Source organism: Peribacillus sp. FSL K6-5616 (genome assembly GCF_038008245.1).
GTDB classification, from domain to species: domain Bacteria; phylum Bacillota; class Bacilli; order Bacillales; family DSM-1321; genus Peribacillus; species Peribacillus frigoritolerans.
In genome coordinates, this window is sequence record NZ_JBBOYT010000001.1 from 4275874 (window position 1) to 4293790 (window position 17917).

10 protein-coding genes are annotated in these 17917 nt (G+C 41.3%); 2 read left to right on the top strand and 8 right to left on the bottom strand.

Annotation, left to right across the window (positions count from 1 at the left end):
- Positions 1 to 42: 42 nt before the first annotated feature.
- Positions 43 to 981: an agmatinase gene (gene speB, locus MHB45_RS20735; RefSeq protein WP_048680023.1), complete on the bottom strand. Its 939-nt coding sequence runs from the start codon at positions 979 to 981 to the stop codon at positions 43 to 45.
- 1043 nt (positions 982 to 2024) lie between these two features.
- Positions 2025 to 3125: a GerAB/ArcD/ProY family transporter gene (locus MHB45_RS20740; protein WP_048678894.1), complete on the bottom strand. Its 1101-nt coding sequence runs from the start codon at positions 3123 to 3125 to the stop codon at positions 2025 to 2027.
- Between the two features lie 1081 nt (positions 3126 to 4206).
- Between MHB45_RS20740 and brnQ the strand changes: the two genes are divergently transcribed.
- Both brnQ and MHB45_RS20750 read left to right on the top strand, forming a co-directional pair.
- The gene (gene brnQ / locus MHB45_RS20745) at positions 4207 to 5547 is read left to right on the top strand and encodes a branched-chain amino acid transport system II carrier protein (RefSeq protein WP_048678899.1); all 1341 of its coding nucleotides are present in this window, start codon (positions 4207 to 4209) and stop codon (positions 5545 to 5547) included.
- A 110-nt stretch (positions 5548 to 5657) separates the two neighbouring features.
- Positions 5658 to 7006 (top strand): IS3 family transposase gene (locus MHB45_RS20750; RefSeq protein WP_114238069.1). Its coding sequence is split into 2 segments (ribosomal slippage): positions 5658 to 6117 and positions 6117 to 7006, totalling 1350 coding nucleotides; the frame shifts between segments, so codons are not numbered across the junction.
- Positions 7007 to 7543: 537 nt separating this feature from the next.
- On the opposite strand, the gene MHB45_RS20755 is transcribed toward MHB45_RS20750, so the two are convergent.
- The 6 genes from MHB45_RS20755 to MHB45_RS20780 all read right to left on the bottom strand — a co-directional run bounded on the left by MHB45_RS20755 (position 7544) and on the right by MHB45_RS20780 (position 17807).
- The gene (locus tag MHB45_RS20755) at positions 7544 to 8083 is read right to left on the bottom strand and encodes a DinB family protein (RefSeq protein WP_226990390.1); all 540 of its coding nucleotides are present in this window, start codon (positions 8081 to 8083) and stop codon (positions 7544 to 7546) included.
- A 155-nt stretch (positions 8084 to 8238) separates the two neighbouring features.
- Positions 8239 to 8385, bottom strand: a complete 147-nt coding sequence (locus MHB45_RS20760; RefSeq protein WP_162489976.1) for a hypothetical protein — start codon at positions 8383 to 8385, stop codon at positions 8239 to 8241.
- Between the two features lie 299 nt (positions 8386 to 8684).
- On the bottom strand, positions 8685 to 9560 hold the full coding sequence (gene sdaAA / locus MHB45_RS20765) for an L-serine ammonia-lyase, iron-sulfur-dependent, subunit alpha (protein ID WP_063596028.1): 876 nt from the start codon (positions 9558 to 9560) through the stop codon (positions 8685 to 8687).
- A 40-nt stretch (positions 9561 to 9600) separates the two neighbouring features.
- A complete protein-coding gene (gene sdaAB, locus MHB45_RS20770; RefSeq protein ID WP_340908078.1) occupies positions 9601 to 10263 on the bottom strand; it encodes an L-serine ammonia-lyase, iron-sulfur-dependent subunit beta in 663 nt (220 codons plus the stop codon).
- A gap of 347 nt (positions 10264 to 10610) precedes the next feature.
- Entirely contained in the window at positions 10611 to 14942 is a 4332-nt protein-coding gene (locus MHB45_RS20775) for an endonuclease (RefSeq protein ID WP_340908079.1), read from the bottom strand.
- A gap of 54 nt (positions 14943 to 14996) precedes the next feature.
- Positions 14997 to 17807, bottom strand: a complete 2811-nt coding sequence (locus MHB45_RS20780) for a bifunctional metallophosphatase/5'-nucleotidase (RefSeq protein ID WP_340908080.1) — start codon at positions 17805 to 17807, stop codon at positions 14997 to 14999.
- Positions 17808 to 17917 lie beyond the last annotated feature (110 nt).

The following is a 17917-nucleotide window of genomic DNA, read 5'->3' on the forward strand; positions in this document are numbered from 1 at the left end:
CTCCTTTATTAAATAAATGGCTGTTTTTAAGTTAAAGTGATTTTAATTATCTTCTTTCGCACCTAATGCTGCCAGGCTGGCAAATTCATGTACAAGTGTTGCCGCTAAAAGTGAAGTGATTTGACTTGGATCATATGAAGGCAGCACTTCAACCACGTCATATCCTATAAAGTTAAATTCAGTTAGGGATCGTATCATTTTTAATGTATCATAGCTGCTAAACCCACCTATTTCAGGTGTACCTGTTCCCGGGGCAAAAGAAGGATCAACGAAATCTATATCAAATGTCAAGAAACAAGGGGTGTTACCAATCGTTTTTCTAATCTCTTTCAAAACATCTTCAAATCCACGATTGGAAAGTTCACCAGTTGTAATCAGGCGATAGCCTAAATCGAGGCTTGCCTGTAAATCTCCAGAGTGGTTTAGCGTGCCGCGGATTCCTATTTGAAACACTTTATCTGCCTGCAGTAAACCTTCTTCGTGGGCACGAATGAATGGAGATCCATGCCAATATTTTTCCTCATAATATGTATCCCAGGTATCTGTATGGGAATCAAAATGAATCATGGCTACAGGCCCATATACCTTTGCCGCAGCTCGTAAACTAGCTAAAGTAACCGAATGGTCTCCTCCTAATCCAATCGGTATGACACCTTTGGACATCAATTCATGAATGGATTCCTTCATTAGCTCATAGCTTCGATGAATATTATGGGGAATAACAGGGATATCGCCAATATCAATGGCATTCATTTGTTCAAAAGGATATACATTATGAATCGGATGATAGGGAAACAGGGTCATGGATGATTGGCGAATGGCTTGAGGAGCAAACCTGGCTCCTACCCGAAAAGAAGCTGCTGTATCAAAAGGCATACCTACAATTGCCAGCTTTGCATCATGCTTTTGAGAAGGTAAACGCATAAAAGTTCCTGTTGTACAAAACTCTGGCTTTACATCTGGTGTAAGTGGATATTTCATAAGTATCATCTCCTGGTTTTAATAAAAGTCTTTTCATATGAATTTACGAACACAATTTGTAATCGCTTACAAACTATGATTCAGTGGATTACTTTTTATGTCTAACACCTACTTTTTCGCACCATATTAACTAACGGTAGTTAGTATTAAACCAAATATAAACATAGTTGTTAAAAAAGTCAAACTATTTTTTAAATTCTATTTGTCTATTTCATAATACTAAAAAAACGTTCCAGGTGATTTCAGAAATCCGCTCCCCTTCCGCCGACTGCCTGCCAAGCCACATCAAAGCAAGCGTCTGTACGGTCTCGACTAGCCAGTATTTCGGGGAGTGCAGCAATTTTCGTCCATCCATTAAGGATTACTGTAAAAAACCATGAAGGATCATCTAGTCTTAAACTTGGTTCTGATGAGCCGGCATACGGCTTTTTCTTAAATTACATTTCAGTTGATTCCAGAAACCCGCTCCCTTTCCGCCGACTGTCTGCCAAGCCTCCTCGACGTAAACGTCTCCGGGGTCTCAGCTAGCCAGTTACTCGGCAGGAGTGTTGCAAATTTCTTACATCCTTTATGGATTACTGTAAATAACTATGAAGATTAATCTAGTTTTTACTTTTTAAATTTTGGTTCGGGGCGAGAGCAATTCGGAAATCCTTTTGCCGGAAAAATGATGGAACCGATAGACTGAAGACGAATTCGAGAAGAAGAGCCAGTTTCCCTACAATATTTCTAAAAAAAGTTCCAGTGATTGGAACGTAAGGTACGAGACTCCTGCGGGAAAAGCGTGTCTAGGAGAGACCCCGCAGGCGCAAGCCGAGGAGGCTCCCCGACCGCCCGCGGAAAGCGAGTGCCTGGAGTGGAAATCAACGCTCAAATTTTACAACCCCTCAAGAAAAAAAGTTCCAGTGATTGGAACGTAAGGTGCGAGACTCCTGCGGGAAAAGCGCGTCGGGGAGTTCTATAAACTGAGACAAAGTAAAAAATGACACCTGAGCTTCTAATAGAATTCTTTTACACTAGTTTCTTAATAGATAAGTCCTGCCTTAGTTACGTTGATCATTTTTCTTAATTTTGGCGATTATTAGTAATATCAATGGCAGCAGAAACCCGAATGTCATGGCATAAAACGGCCAGATTTCTGTAATGAATTTATTATAATGGACAATATTCGGTGTCATCATCAGAGTAAAGGCAATCAATAGGATACCAAACGGAAAAACCAGAGGACGATAATCTTGCAATTTTAAGGTTTGGGCCGTACCTAAAACGGTCACATAAAAAAACAAACTAAATCTAATAAAAATTGTGATGAACCATATTATGGCCATTATTGCTTCCAGCCGCGTCAAGAAATCTGCGATATTTATTTTCTTTGCCAACATATAGATTGGATAATTTTGTCTTATCGTTGACTCGGAACCAAGTACAAGAATGGCTAACATGGTTATAATGATCAAAACACTTCCAGCCAACAATTGACCGACAAAAAGGCTTTTTCTTATTTTATCTTTTTGACTTACGAACGGGAGGATCATTAGAATCGCAACCGGTTCAATAAACGGAAAAACAATAAATGGTATAGAACCCCGTATAACCTGTTTCACTCCCCCCTCCCATACAGGTTGCAGGTTTTGAAATTTAATCTCGGGAAGCAGAAGAATTATCAAGGTTGATATAAGTAATAAAACATAGGGGAAAAATATTTCCGCGCTTCGGGCCAAAGGTTCCAAACCAAGACGCGCGGCCATGAGGACGACACTCATAAAAAGAATCATGATCACTTGAATTGGAGTATCAGGCATAATATGACTAATCATAAAATCCCCAATTTCACTCAAATAAGTTGCTGTGGTTATAAAAAAGTAGCTTATAAAAAGAAGAGAAATAGCCATTCCCAGCCACTTCCCCAGAATTTTTTGGCTGTATTCCACTAATGTTAAATCAGGATAGCATTTCCTTAAGGCCTCATATATCAAAACAATCAATAACGGTGCTATTGCCACGCTTATCATGCCCGAAATCCAAGCATCTTGTTCAGCTTCGGAAGCGACAATGGAGGGAATGACTAAAATAGAATCTCCAAGCGTATATAGAATCACTAATATCATCAGTTGACGGCTTCCGATTTTACCCTTCTCGAGCATTTTCATAAGTTCCTTTCACGACAAAACGGTAAGTTATAGACAAAACGCAGAAATTCTGATTCCATAACCATTATTGACAGAAGAAGACTATACAAACCCTGTTGAGTACAAGTTATTTTTACTCCCGTTGATCGGATACCTTTGAGCTTCCTTTCAATTTATAATTTAAGGAGTATCTGCATAAGCAGCCCAAATGTAAACAAACAATTAAGTTTTCCTCAGTTTTTTATTTGGGTTTATAAAACCTCGAATGTCGATTTCCACTACAGGTACTCGCTTTCCGCGGGCGGTCCAGGAGCCTCCTCGACGCGCTTTTCCCGCAGGAGTCTCGCACACCCGCTCCAATCAACTTTATTTTGAAATTTAGATAAACCCCTTTTGTCTACAAACTCAAGCGCTGCCAAAGCAGCTCCCTTATTGAAGTACAGTCCCTAATTAAAGTAATAATTATTATTTTAGCGTCATCTTATTTTATTGATTAAACAACTACAATTAGCCTAACATCCCCTCAAACTAAAACAGAAGTTTATCCATCGTTTTCCCTGTTTCTTTTTCCTTCAAAATATATAGATGCCGCAAGAATAATGATTGCAATTGATACAATGCCAGATAACCAAGATAAGTCCATATCCGAGATATACTTAACCAAATTAATTATAGGAGCATGAATATGAAAATTAGTAATAAAACATCCTTTTTGTTTTGTTTCCGTTTTTCAAAGAACAATCCCAGTATTTTTTCAACCATTCTAAACACATCCTTAATTTTCCCACAATTAAAACCGCATCTAAACCGTCACTCTTTATCGTGAGCTCAAACTGGTTCGCGACGTAAAGCCGTTTTTTCTGCATCCTCATTTCCTTTACATTTCAAATTTCATGAGTATGAGCAGCCTTTAGATGTTCAAAATAAGATAAGGGCGGATACTGATCATCAAGGTAAATAATAAAAAACAAAAAATATATTGAAATATCAATTTAATTTAGTTATAATACTGTACGGTCTTAGTATTACTGTTTATATAATTTTTAGAAAATTTAATAATTTTCTAAAATAGCAAATTTTAGTCGGAGGGTTTATTTTGTCTAATAAGGTTCCATCTTCATTTATAGTAGTGATTGGGTTCATGTTATTTGCCCTTTTCTTCGGTGCAGGGAATTTAATTTTCCCGCCAATGCTTGGTCAATCGGCAGGAATGAATATCTGGTCGGCTAATGCAGGGTTTTTGGTCACAGGAGTAGGATTACCGTTACTTGGTGTGCTGGCACTCGGTTTTTCTGGAAAAGATGACTTACAATCATTAGCGAGCCGTGTCCATCCAGTCTTTGGTATTGTATTCACAACCATTCTTTATTTAGCCATTGGTCCATTATTCGCCATGCCTAGAACAGGAAACGTTTCTTTTGAGATCGGTGTAAAACCTTTTTTACCTGAAGATCCAGGTCCATTGCCTTTACTTATTTTCACCATCATCTTTTTTACAGTTTCATGCCTTCTTTCGCTCAATCCCGCGAAAATTGTCGAAATTGTGGGGAAAATTTTGACACCCATCAAGTTGACGTTCATTGGAATCCTGGTGGTAGTCGCTTTCGTTAATCCAATTGGAGATTTTGAAGCACCTGCCGAGCACTATATGGTTCAACCATTTTTCAATGGGTTCAGAGAAGGATATTTAACCATGGATACTCTAGCATCTTTTGTTTTTGGCATCATCATCATTAATGCCATCAAAGAAAAAGGTGCCAAAACAAAAAAACAAATCATGATCGTTTGTGGAAAAGCGACTGCCATTGCGGCCGTTATCCTTGCCACCATTTATACAGCTCTCTCTTATATGGGTGCTTCAAGCGTTGGGGAACTTGGACGCTTGGATAATGGAGGCATTATCTTGGCGAAAGTCTCGGATTACTACTTTGGATCATATGGCGGGCTATTATTGGGATTAATGATCACAGTAGCTTGTATAACGACGAGCGTAGGACTCATTACCTCTTGCTCGACGTACTTCCATAAACTATTTCCAAGTCTTCCTTACAAAACGATTGCCATAAGTTTATCCATATTCAGTGCAATCATTGCCAATATTGGACTAACCGAGTTAATTGCCATTTCAGTACCGGTTATGACAGCCATTTATCCATTAGCCATTGTTTTGATCTTCCTAACATTTCTTCATTCCTTATTTAAGGGAAGACCTGAGGTTTATCAAGGCAGCTTACTTTTAACATTCATCGTCAGTCTATTTGATGGATTAAATGGAGCAGGTGTACACATTACATTCATCAATGATTTCTTCACTGCAATACTTCCTATGTATGAAGCTGGGCTTGGGTGGATCGTCCCTGCCATTGTTGGAGGATTCATTGGGTATGCAAGCAGCGTCTTAAAGTCGAAATTCGGTCATAATCACCAAATAGATTAAATGATATAAAATCAGTCCAGGCATATAAACTGTAGACGAACTCGAAGATAAGCGAGTTGAACTGCCCCGTAAATGTTAGACACCAAACTAACATTTACGGGGTGTTTTTTATGGCTAATTTTTCTGCCCAACAGAAAATATTCATTGTACGACTTTACCTTGAAGGAAAGCACAGCTATATGGATCTTCAGAAAATATTTGAAGTTTCTTATCAAATGATTCAAGGATGGGTTCGTTTATACCAAATTCAAGGAGCCGATGGATTTAAGAAATCCTATACAAGTTATTCTACGGAGTTTAAAATGGATGTACTTAATTATATGAATGAAACGGGTATATCTTCTTACGACGCAGCCGCAAGGTTTAATATTTCATCTCCAGCGCTAATTCGGACGTGGAGAATAAATGTTAATGCCTATGGATTAGATGCCCTAATTTCTAAGAAAAAGGGGAGACCATCCATGAAAAAAGATATCAATCCATCCAAACAAATTGAAGGTTCGGTTAAAGAGCTTGAAGAACGAATTAAACAACTGGAAATGGAGAATGCGTATTTAAAAAAGTTAAATACTTTAGTTCAAATGCAGGAAAAATTACAACCAAAATCAAAGCGCAAGTAATTTATGAACTAAAGTCCATTTATGAGGTTGTGGCCTTAATTAAAGTCGCTGATATTCCACGTAGCACGTACTATTATTGGGAAAAACGCTTGAATCGAGAAGATAAGTATTCGAAGGTAAAAGCCACTATTCAGTCTATCTATCATGAACATAAAGGACGTTACGGTTATCGTCGTATCACAAAAGAGTTAAAAAAATATGGGTTTTCTCACAATCCAAAGACCATCAACCGCCTCATGAATGAAATGGGCGTAAAATGTTTAGTCCGTATGAAAAAGTATCGTTCGTATAAGGGGCGTGTTGGTCGAATTGCCCCCCATATTTTACAACGTGATTTTCAAGCCGAGAAAATGAATCAAAAATGGGTAACAGACGTAACGGAATTTCATTTATTTGGGGAGAAACGTTACTTATCCCCTATCCTTGATTTATGTAATGGTGAAATTATTGCCTACAAAGTGATGAAACGGCCTGTTTATAAACTTGTTGGAGATATGTTAGATGAGGCGATTAAACACCTAAAACCAGAAGATACGGTCATCCTCCATTCGGATCAAGGGTGGCATTATCAAATGAAGAAGTATCAAAAAACCTTAAAAGATTCCCGCATTATACAAAGCATGTCCCGTAAGGGAAATTGTTTAGATAACGCAGTCATGGAAAACTTTTTTGGCTTGTTAAAGTCTGAATTGCTTTATCTCCAAGAGTTTGAAAGTATGGAGCACTTTGAAAAGGAATTAGATGATTATATTCATTACTATAACCACAAACGAATGAAGGTAAAATTAAAAGACCTGAGTCCGATAGAATACCGAACTCAGGTCTTAGAAGCTGCTTAAATTATATGTCTAACTTTATTGGGTCAGATCAAGTTTGCCTACAGTTTTTTTTATTAACAAACGTCTCTGATGGTTTCATCCCATATGGAATCATCAAGAAGTCTTGTTTTCATAATTTCAATTTACGATGGCGTCACCGTCTTTTATAGCACTGACCGCTATAACCTCATAAAGATCGGAAACCTCACTGCTTTCTTTCGTGAAGGCTTGGATCTATTCTTTAATTTAAAGACAAACAAAAACGCAAGCACACCGGACCATGTTGACGTATTGACATTAACCAATATACCATAAACCGCAACTTATTATGGGTAATTAACCATATATATCCAACAACCAAGTATCTCGACATACAAAAAGCTGCCATAAAGGCAGCTCCAGACTGAAAGAAAAGCAAGTTTGCCTTCAGGTTCTTTATTTATTAAACATTCCTGTGGATAACAGTAAAAAACACTAAAGATAATCTAGTCCTATTTTAAAATCATGGTTCCGGGTGAGACCTCCATAATCTGATGTTGATAGCAGGCCATCAAAAAATCACATTTCTTTAACTTCATATTCATTCCGTAATTTCTTCAGCAATTGGAATATCTGACCTCGATGATGTGATTCGTGTTCAATCAAATGGTAAACGACCCATTCAGGTGTGACATCATATTTTTCAAGTACCCTCGGTTTACGCCAATCCGTCAGGTCCATTGTGCGAAAGTTTGAAAGAAATACCTCACGCACCTTATTGAGTCGGTAGAAATGTTCGTCTAATGTTTGTCCTTCAATATGGTTCAGGGAGCCATCTTCAGCACGGCACCCTACTGGAAACAACGCGGATATTTCCGAATCCCATTCCGTAACAAGGACCTCTTCGTATAACCAATCTGCCTCTATCAGCGCTATGTGATATAACATCGAGCCTATAGTTTGCCTTTCATCGATTTTTGAATCGAGTATATTTTGGCTGATTCCAGTCAATTCCGATATAAGCGTACGTCGAACATCTTCTAAACACCAAAGCCACCGACCAATTTCCTCTTCATATCCCGGTAATGCTGATACAAGCAATGCTTTTCTCTCCAACAAGATCCTCCTCCTCTTCATGAACGTACTTTCTATTTAAAAGTGCTGTTTCCTTCTTTTAATGGAAAAATACCCTTTATGGCAGGACAAAAGGAGCAATCTTTTCGATTGCTCCTTTTGTATTTTTTCGTTTATGTTATCGATATCGCAGATCGAAATTAGCTCCCCAAAAAAAGATTGGCTCTCATCTCCTCTGATATACGCCTGCCCTGTAAATAATCCTGTTCCCGTTCTTGTTCAACCATCATGCGTTGCTCCAGTTTTTGAGCATATTGTGCATAGCCGATTCCATGAGCCTGAAACATCGCTTTTTCCATTGCCGACGTGTACGTTAGTTCGAGAAAATTAATGAAGAATCAATCCTTCCCATAGTGAATTTCGTACTCATCTTATCATTGAAAGGGATAACTCACAAAGTTGCTATGGCTCCATATTCACTGATAATTCAGATTTTTTAACGACTGTTTCCATCTCCGTGTCCAAAAACGCCAAATCCCTCGGTCTTCCTCTAATTTCCTTTTTTCATTCACAAAAATAGCCTCATTTATTTTTAAGACCAATTAAAAATCCCATTAACAAACCTCTTGTTAATGGGACTGAATGTTTATTTATATGAACCGAAAATTTCCTTTGCCAATTTTCGCCCAGTAGGAGTCGCAGCCAGGCCGCCTTCTGCCGTTTCACGAAGTGCAACCGGCATGGTCAATCCTATTTTATACATGGCATCGATCACTTCGTCACATGGAATGCGGCTCGTAATGCCCGCAAGTGCCATGTCAGCTGCCGTTATTGCGTTGGATGCACCCATTGCGTTACGTTTCACGCAAGGAACTTCAACCAATCCAGCCACTGGGTCACAAACCAATCCAAGCATGTTCTTCAAAGTGATCGCCATCGCTTCTGCCGCTTGGCTTGGTGTACCGCCGGCAAGTTCCACTATCGCAGCTGCGGCCATTCCGCTTGCCGAGCCCACTTCTGCTTGGCAGCCGCCAGCCGCTCCAGAAATGGAAGCATTGTTTGCTACCACGAATCCGAAGGCAGCGGAAGTGAAAAGAAATTCAATCATCTCTGCCCGGGTCGGGTTTAATTTTTCTTTCACGGCAAATAATGTACCGGGCACAACGCCCGCAGAACCTGCAGTCGGAGTGGCACAAATCATTCCCATTGCTGCGTTCACTTCGTTCGTCGCAACAGCTTTACTGACGGCATCCAATAATAAATTACCTGCCAGTGCCTTGCCCGACTTGATATAATTTTGCAAAAGAACGGCATCTCCGCCCGTTAGGCCTGTCACGGATTGCACACCTTTCAGACCTCTTTCCACCGCTTGTTCCATCACTGTCAAATTCCTGTCCATCTTTTCGATGATCTGTTCTCTCGACAGGCCTGAGAACTCCATTTCTTGTAAAATCATGATTTCCGCGATTTTTACCTGTTTACTTTCAGCAAGTTCAACCAACTCTGCTACATTTCGGAACATGTTTTTACCTCCATATCTATGCCAGCACTTTTAATGATGATCATTCAACCATCCTTATGACTTGCGACACGTTTTCCAACCCTTCAATTTCCTTCATGACATCGCCCTGGATTTTCTGATCGACTTCAATCAACATGAGGGCCATTTGACCTTTTTCTTTTCGTGAAACTTCCATATGACCAATGTTAATTTCATGATTCGCCAATACGGTCGAAACGGAAGATATGATTCCAAACACATCGTTATGCACGACTAAAATGGCTGGGTTTTCCCCTGACAATTTTAGCTTGAATGTATTCAGCTCCGTTATTTCTATCGTTCCGCCGCCAATGGAGATCCCAACCAGTTCCAATTCCTTATCCTCGTCGAACAATCTAATCTTGACTGTATTAGGATGATCCATCACAGTATCCTCAATTGTAAAGGAAACGTCCATACCGGCTTCTTCCGCTATCGTTAAAGAGGCAGGGATTCGTTCATCATCCGTATCGAAATCCAAGATCCCGCCTACGACAGCAACATCCGTACCGTGCCCCCTGTATGTTTTTGCAAAAGAACCATATAAAGAAATAATCGCTTTCTTCGGTTGCTTTCCAAATAATGTCCGTGCTACTCTGCCAATTCTGGCAGCTCCTGCTGTATGTGAACTTGAAGGTCCAATCATGACGGGACCGATTATATCGAATGCAGATCTGTATTTCATCGTGTAATGCCCCATTTCTGGCAATAAATTTTTTAACCGTCTTTTAAAGTGAATGAAGATCAAAAAGCGGCATTATTACTATATTAAAATATTTTTATCATTCTTGCAATGAAAACCCTTTCATTACATATCCCATATTAACATATATTACATAACATACCTACCAATATTTTTTATTATTTAACTTAGAAGTAATATTTGATTTTTCAGTATTTTAAGATAATTAACCCATTCACTTACATGCCGCTTTCTTTTAAAATCATGTTCGGGGTGAGGCACTTTCTAATTACCTGCGTAATCAAACTAAAAAAAGCAGCCATCAGGCTGCTTCCCCTTCGATCTCCGATTTAACTCGCCTTTCTTTCATCTCTGGATTCAGCGGCACCCCAAATTTCGGATGCCCATTCCGGATGGTCGATGAATGGATTGCGGTTATTTTGCCAGTCCTGAATGACATCATTGCGATGGCTCTCGAAATCGTCGACTGGATCGAGTTCATTCCATTTTAAAAGTGTCGATAGCTTTCCATGAAGTGGCTTCGGATACGTATTGACTGTATCGGATAATTCAAGATCCAACTCGCCGTTTCCTTCATATCTGATGGCCATGTAAAATAGCATCCGTGCTATATCACCTTTAACATGGTCTGGCGGCTCCCATGAATCTGAATCAAACTTACATTCACATCCACTATATGTTTGACCCCCCTCGTCGAAATCAAGGTGGCCCCGCTTGCCATTGACTGTCACATCAGCGGGACGAAGGTGATGAAGGTCTGTCCCGGGACCTTTGCTTGTCCCAAAATCACCGTGGGACTTTGCCCAAACATGTTCGCGGTTCCATTGTCCGGCATTGCCCCCATTCGCGTTCTCCGAGATGGATTTTCCAGAGTAAAGCAAGATGACATTCTGTTTGTTCACCGGATCTTCATCCGTTTCTTTAAGGGCATTCCACACTTGATCATAAGATAACATCGTATGGCCCTTAATTATCGAGTGCAGAACCGATTTCAGTTCCGTTCCCGTTTTTCCTGCCGCCGTTTCGTAATAAGCTTCAAGCGGCTTATCATTCGATACGGTCAACGTGAAACGGGCAACCGCTTCCGATTGCTGGTCCTCGGCCTTGACTGCGACAAGGTATGTTCCAGCTTCATTTGCAGGAAGCGTTAATGTCTGGCCGGTGACTGTACCGATAGTGGATGAAAAGGTCAGCTTATCTCCATCAGGATCTGAGAAGTGCTCACTCAAATCGATGGTGACCTTTGAACCGGCTTTCACTTCAAGATTTTCCAGTTTTTTCGTTACGACGGGCGCATGGTTTTCTTTAGGGTCGAAAGGGGAAGCAATTGCTTCCCCCTTGGAATCGACAAACTTGATATTCGATGTGTCAACACCTTCTGTCACCGACCATTTCTGAACATTTTCAGCGCCTCTGATTTCTTTTACATTGGCATTATCAATGATGACTTCCTTCACCGCCATGCCGCTAAAATCAATGATTGCACCATCCTTATCCGGTTTTATCGTCACAGCAGCATTCTTCAGCCCGAGGCCTTTGAGTACAGCATATGAGCCTTTTAACCAGATACCTTCTTCGATGCTGGATGCTTCATCAATATCGATCAAAGCACTAGGTGAAGCAATCGTAAGTTTTTTCGTTTTAACGTTTGTCAGATTATATGTTTTTTCTGGAGCAGGAGTTTCAACTCCGCCTGATTCAGATAAAGGGGTTGAAATCAATACAGGGTCATGATCGCTAGCCCTTCCGTGAACTTCCATGAAGGATGAATTAATATGGACAATATCGACTTTTGTGGCCGCGGCCATATTATTCGATACCAGGATATGGTCCAGTACTTGTGAATTGCCTTGATAGGTGTAAGAATAACGTTTCTCAAAAGGGACTTTCTCAATCATATTGGTTAAATCTTTGCCCTTCAATGTTTTAAGCGGAGCCGAGAATTCAAAGTCATTAAAGTCTCCAAGCAAGACGATATTCGCTTTGGCATCCTGTGACTTGATATCACTGACAAACCGATTGACGATGGAGGCAATTTGAAGCCTTTGCGTTTCACTTGAAAGAACAGGTGGCTGGTTTTTGCCGAATAACGGCTGGTCACCGCCCTTGGAATTGAAATGATTGGCCACCACCACTACGCTTTCGCCTTTAAATTCGAATTGAGCCGCTAAAGGCTTCCTGCTTGAATTGAAGGCGGGATCGGCAGGCTCGATTCGTCCAGGGTTCAAGGTAAGTTTTCCATCTTTGAAAGCCACGGACTGTGTTGCCGTCCCTTTCGTTCCTTCAGTCAATTTGACACGGTCGGCATTATATAAAAAGCCTACACGGATATTCCCGCCAGGTGCACCGCCATCAAGTTTATCTTCTGGAGCGATATCGATGTATTGATATTGCGGTCCGCCCAGCTCTTTTATTTTTTCGGTTAACTTCTTGGCACTTTGAGCAGAGTCCGTTGTCCCGCTATCTGTTCCCCCATCGTTATCCTGCATTTCCGTTACCCCGATGATATCGGGTTGTTTAAGATTGGTAATGATGGATGTTGCGATCGTTTCAACTTTCGAATTAGCGGTTTGAGTGGAGAAATTCTCTATATTATAGGAAGCGATCGATAGCTCATCAGCATCCTTCTCTAAAGATGTCACTTCCCGAGCCGTACCGCCATCCTTTAACGCCGGCAGCTGAGCTTTATCCGTCACTACCCTATAGTTGCTGTATCCATAGCTGATTACACCGGTAACCGAGCTTTCAAAGAAATCACCCGATTTCGCTGCAAATGATTCATCATTTATATCCAGGGTAATTCTTTCAGGGTTGAAATCCGTTTCCGTTATTTTGACGCCGCCAACTGCAGTCGTCGTTTCCATATTCCCTGGAATCACGACCAATTCACCATAGTCTTGAGGAGCAACCACTTTCGGGTTATATACTTGCACAAGCATTCCTTCCAGACTCTCGTAGAAATCAATGCCGTCTTCACCCGGATTAAAATCTGTCAATCTATCATCATCGATGTTCTCAGACGGCGGAATGACATCTTTTCCGATGACGATCGGTTCTGGCATCGATTCAGTGCCAAGCTTTTCAATCGTCGTATTGGTCAATTCAGTTGTCGGCAGATCCGTCGTTTTCATTTCAGCGTAACCTTCGATATACCATTCGGCGACTTTACCTGCCACTTTGACATGATCGCCCGCTTTTAGGCCATGCGCTTTGTTGTACACAAGTATTCCCTCGGAAGTCGTTAAGTCCTTATCCGGGTTGGGATCTTGCATGTAAAAGTTATTCGCATCTTTTACATAAGTGACGACACCTTCCACACCTGAGACGAGTTGAGTTTCATAAGATGAAAAATGATTCATCCCCTGAATGTCACAAATCTTCACTTCAGTGGTTTTGTTAACGGTATAGGCAAATGTGAAAACTTCCGATGTCCTGTCGTTGACAGCAATTGCCTTGATGACCGTATCTTTCGTTAAAATGATGGGTTCTGTGTACACAGCACTTGAAGACGTTGGTGCGGATCCATCCAGCGTATAATGGATTTTCGCTTCTTCCCAACCAGATTCAAGTGATATCTTTGTATTTTCACTAACCGTACCAGGGAAAATATCCGTGTAAACGGCTGGTTTGTTCACCAGTTCATAATCTTCAATGCCACGCGGCTTCAACTGGTACGTGTCATTGAACCTCGATCCGATTCCGGTTACGGAAATGACATCCCCTGCTTTAAAGCTTTTCACGAAATCTTCATAGCTCGAACCGGTCCGGTTATCATGGCGAACGATGACGGATTTCCCTTCAGAATCTTCCGCTTTGAATTCGAAAGTTCCGTAAGTGCCCGATGCCGCCAATTCTGTAATGGTCGCCTTATCGATGGTGACCAGCTCACCTTGTGTATCCTCATTGATCCCTGAAGCATCAATCGTTTGGATTTCAGGAAGTTCATTATCAGAAGATACGACTTCAAGGGAAGTTGGTTGGATTTGTAATTCCTTATTATAAGCGGATACTTGTCCGATTAATCTAACCTTATCCCCTTGCTTTACTTCCGCAGGCCACGAAGAACCATAAACATATAGCCCTGCCGTTTCATCTTGGATATAAAAACCTTTTCCTCCCCAATAACCAAGTCCCGTCGTGACCACCCCATCGACCTGCACGACATCTTCCGTATTCGTGCGCGCCTCGGCAATGGAATCCAGAACCTTCACATCAGGCTGTTCAGGTGTTGTTCCCCCATCAGTGATGATCGTGAAATCCGTTGCGGATTTCAGGCCGGGTACTGAAAAGTACTTTTCCAGCTTCCCCGTAATCGTCACCTGCGCTTTAAGTAATTCCGGATGTTCGACCAAATTCAAGGCCGTCCGGATACTTCCGGCTGGAAGCTGAACAGGCATGATTTTCTTAACATCCGTTTCATCCGGACTATCGGCAATGCCTATGTTCGTACTTTCAGTAAAAGGCGATGTTTGTTGATAGCTTGTACCGCTTTTAGCTGTACCGACGATATATCCCTTCACCGTCGCCGTTCCGCTGTTATTATTAATCGCTTCAATGACCGATATTGTCCCTTCGGCATTTGCTGCGGCTGCATTTGGCAGAACCGTTGACAGTACGATCAGTATGGCAAAGAAAAGCTTGCTTATCCCGTTCTTCTTCAAGATCTCAACCCCTCCAACTTTTTTCCATAGGCTCAGCAATCATTTAAAAACCGTTTAAAGAATGGTTTCGCCATTCACCGTGACACCGCTCAGGCTTACGGTCTTACCGTTAAGTCCCGATAAATCCAAATCACCCTCTACTGTAACCTCTGAAAAAGTAAAATCATCCGGAGGAGTTCCCGTTAATGTAAGATTCCCTTTAACCACTGCATGTTCCAATGAAGCAATATCCGTGATATCCACAACTACATTGCCTTCATGTGTTTTTGGCGCATCAGCCGTTCCGCCAAAGTCTTTAGCCAATACCACAGTCGGGTCTGTATTGCTTCCAGCCACATCCTTGATGCGTCCTTCGATGCTTGGATCGACAGTTTTCAGCCCGCTTACATAATCACGTAAATTCTCCCAATCAGCGAGGCCTATATCCGTCACTCTTCCTTCTTCATAAGCCTTCTTGAAAACGTTGAATCCATCTCCGCCCTTGGCTGTAAAAGCATTGGTCGCCACAGTATATTCCTTCGCTGGATCCAATTCGGAATAGGTTCCATCTTGTCCAAGGACTTCTGCCTTTGTCACACGATTGCCTGCTTCCTTCGAACTGTCGTAGCTGAATTTCATTCCGGAAACATGCAGGAAGCCGCCATTTTCCTTAGGGGCCAGGCTTACACTATGCTCTAATGCTTCATTGATTTCTGCACCCGTAAGCTTCATCGTCGCTAACGTATTCCCAAACGGTAAAACGGTGAGGATTTCCCCTAAAGTGATCTCACCTTGATCGATGCCAGCGCGGATGCCCCCGCCATTTTGGAATGCGATTACCGTATCCTTATTGAATTCCTTCGCTTTACTAAGCATTCCGTCCGTAATTAGATTACCCAGTTCGGTTTCATTTTTACGAACGCTCGGTTTCGTTTCATCACCTGAATCACGAGGGGTTTCCAAGGCCTTTACAGCTGTTGCACCCGTCTTCGTTTCCTTCAGCTCCTTAATCTTCGAGGAGTATGTTTCGAGCACTTTTGCCGCTTCAGGATCATCCTGTTTTTCAGAAAGCTTAATCAGCTGACCGGCTTGTCCGACAATCTTGCCTTTCTTATCGAATTCCACATCGATCGTGCCTAAAAAGTCGCTATACTGATACCCTTGAACGATGACTGTCGGATCTTTCGTTTTCCCCTTATCATCCTTATCAATAACAACGGGGGCGTTTAACTGCGTATGGCTATGTCCGCCCACAATCACGTCGATGCCCTTGACCTTGGCAGCTAATGTTAAATCATTGTCATAGGCCGCATTATCATCGTAACCAATATGGGATACGGCAACGATCTTATTAACACCCATGCCTTTGAACGCCTTGACCGCTTTTTCGGCTTCTTCAAGATAGTTTTCGAATACTATACTTCCAGGGCTTGAAATATCTTTCGTTTCTTCAGTCGTAAGCCCGAAGAAACCTACCTTCTGGCCATCCACTTGTTTTACGACGCCATTGTATATTTTCCCTTGCTCTGGCTTACTTGAAATCAAATCCGAGAATAGTCCCTTGAACTTATCATCTTTGGAGAAGTCCACATTCGAACTGACAAATGGGAACTGTGCCCCTTCAACGAAGTCAGCCAAAGCTTGATGCCCTTCGGCGCTTGAACCCAAGTCAAACTCATGATTCCCGAATGTCATGACGTCATATTTCATTAAGTTCATGAAGCGAAGATCCGCTTGCCCTTTGAATTCATTAAAATAGAGGGTACCCGAGAATACGTCACCTGCATCCACCAAAAGAGCTTGCGGTTTACTCTTACGCACTTCCTTAACAGCTGTCACCCTTTTGGCCACATTGTCCAAGTGAGCATGCGTGTCATTCGTATGCATCAAGGAAAGCGTGATTGCCTTCGCTGGATTTTTCAAAGCTTCTTTAGCAGCTGCTACTTTCATATCCGCCAATGCTATTTTCGTTTCGAATTCCTTTCGGTCCGACTCCTTGATCCCATTTAAGTGGATGTCGGCTCTGGCCTTTTTAGCCGCTTTTATCTGTTCTTTTGTTTTAAGTTCCCCATTGGCAAGGGCTACATAGGCATTGACCTGCTTTGCCACTTCTTTTTTCTTTTCTGCATATACCGCATCATCATACTTACCTTTCACTTCTTTAACATAGGCGTGTATAGCTTTTCCGAGCTTGGATGTTTTGCTGACCCTCTTCAATTGCGAAGAAACGGTTTGCATCCGTTTGTCCGCGGTCTTTAAATCACCTTTCTTCACCCAGTAAGCAGCTTTTTCATAGTAGTATGGAACTTTCAGGTCACCGTTCAAAGCTGTTTTGGTCGCTTTAGTGAATTTATCGTATAGGAGCTTTTCGATTTTCGCACCGTAAACCGTATCTTTAATATCTTTATCTGCCTTTTTCACGGCTTTATCCAATGCCTCGTATTGATTCCTGATATCAATGGATTTCTTGGCAAGTATTGAATTCGTAAGGTTGCCAATCGATTTGCCATGTGCAGCTTTTGCTTTCTCAGCCGCTTTATATCCTTTTACATAACCTTCTGAACGAGTGATGTACTTATCATAAGCTTCGATTTCTTTGTATTTGGCATCTTTTTCTTTTTTGCTTAACATTGATTTTTTAATGGTAGAGTTGATGTCTTTTTTTACTTGTTTTGCAGACTTGATTTGTTTTTCAACAGTGGACACTGAAGCGAGTTTAGAAGTGTAGAAATAGGTATCGAATGGTTTTTTGATGGCGGCCTTGGCCGTTTTGATTTTACTATTAAGGCTAGTCGCAGCTTCCGATGGTGCCGGTGCTACTGCTACGATCGTTGTTGCAGCCATTATGGTAGCTGATGCAATTTTTACGATTTTCTTTTTCCCCATTATCGTAATCCCCCCATTAGTTCTATACTGGCATAACATTCTGATAACTTATACATGTAAATGACACACTTTTCCCAAAAAATGAATTCCGACAAATTTACTTACCCATA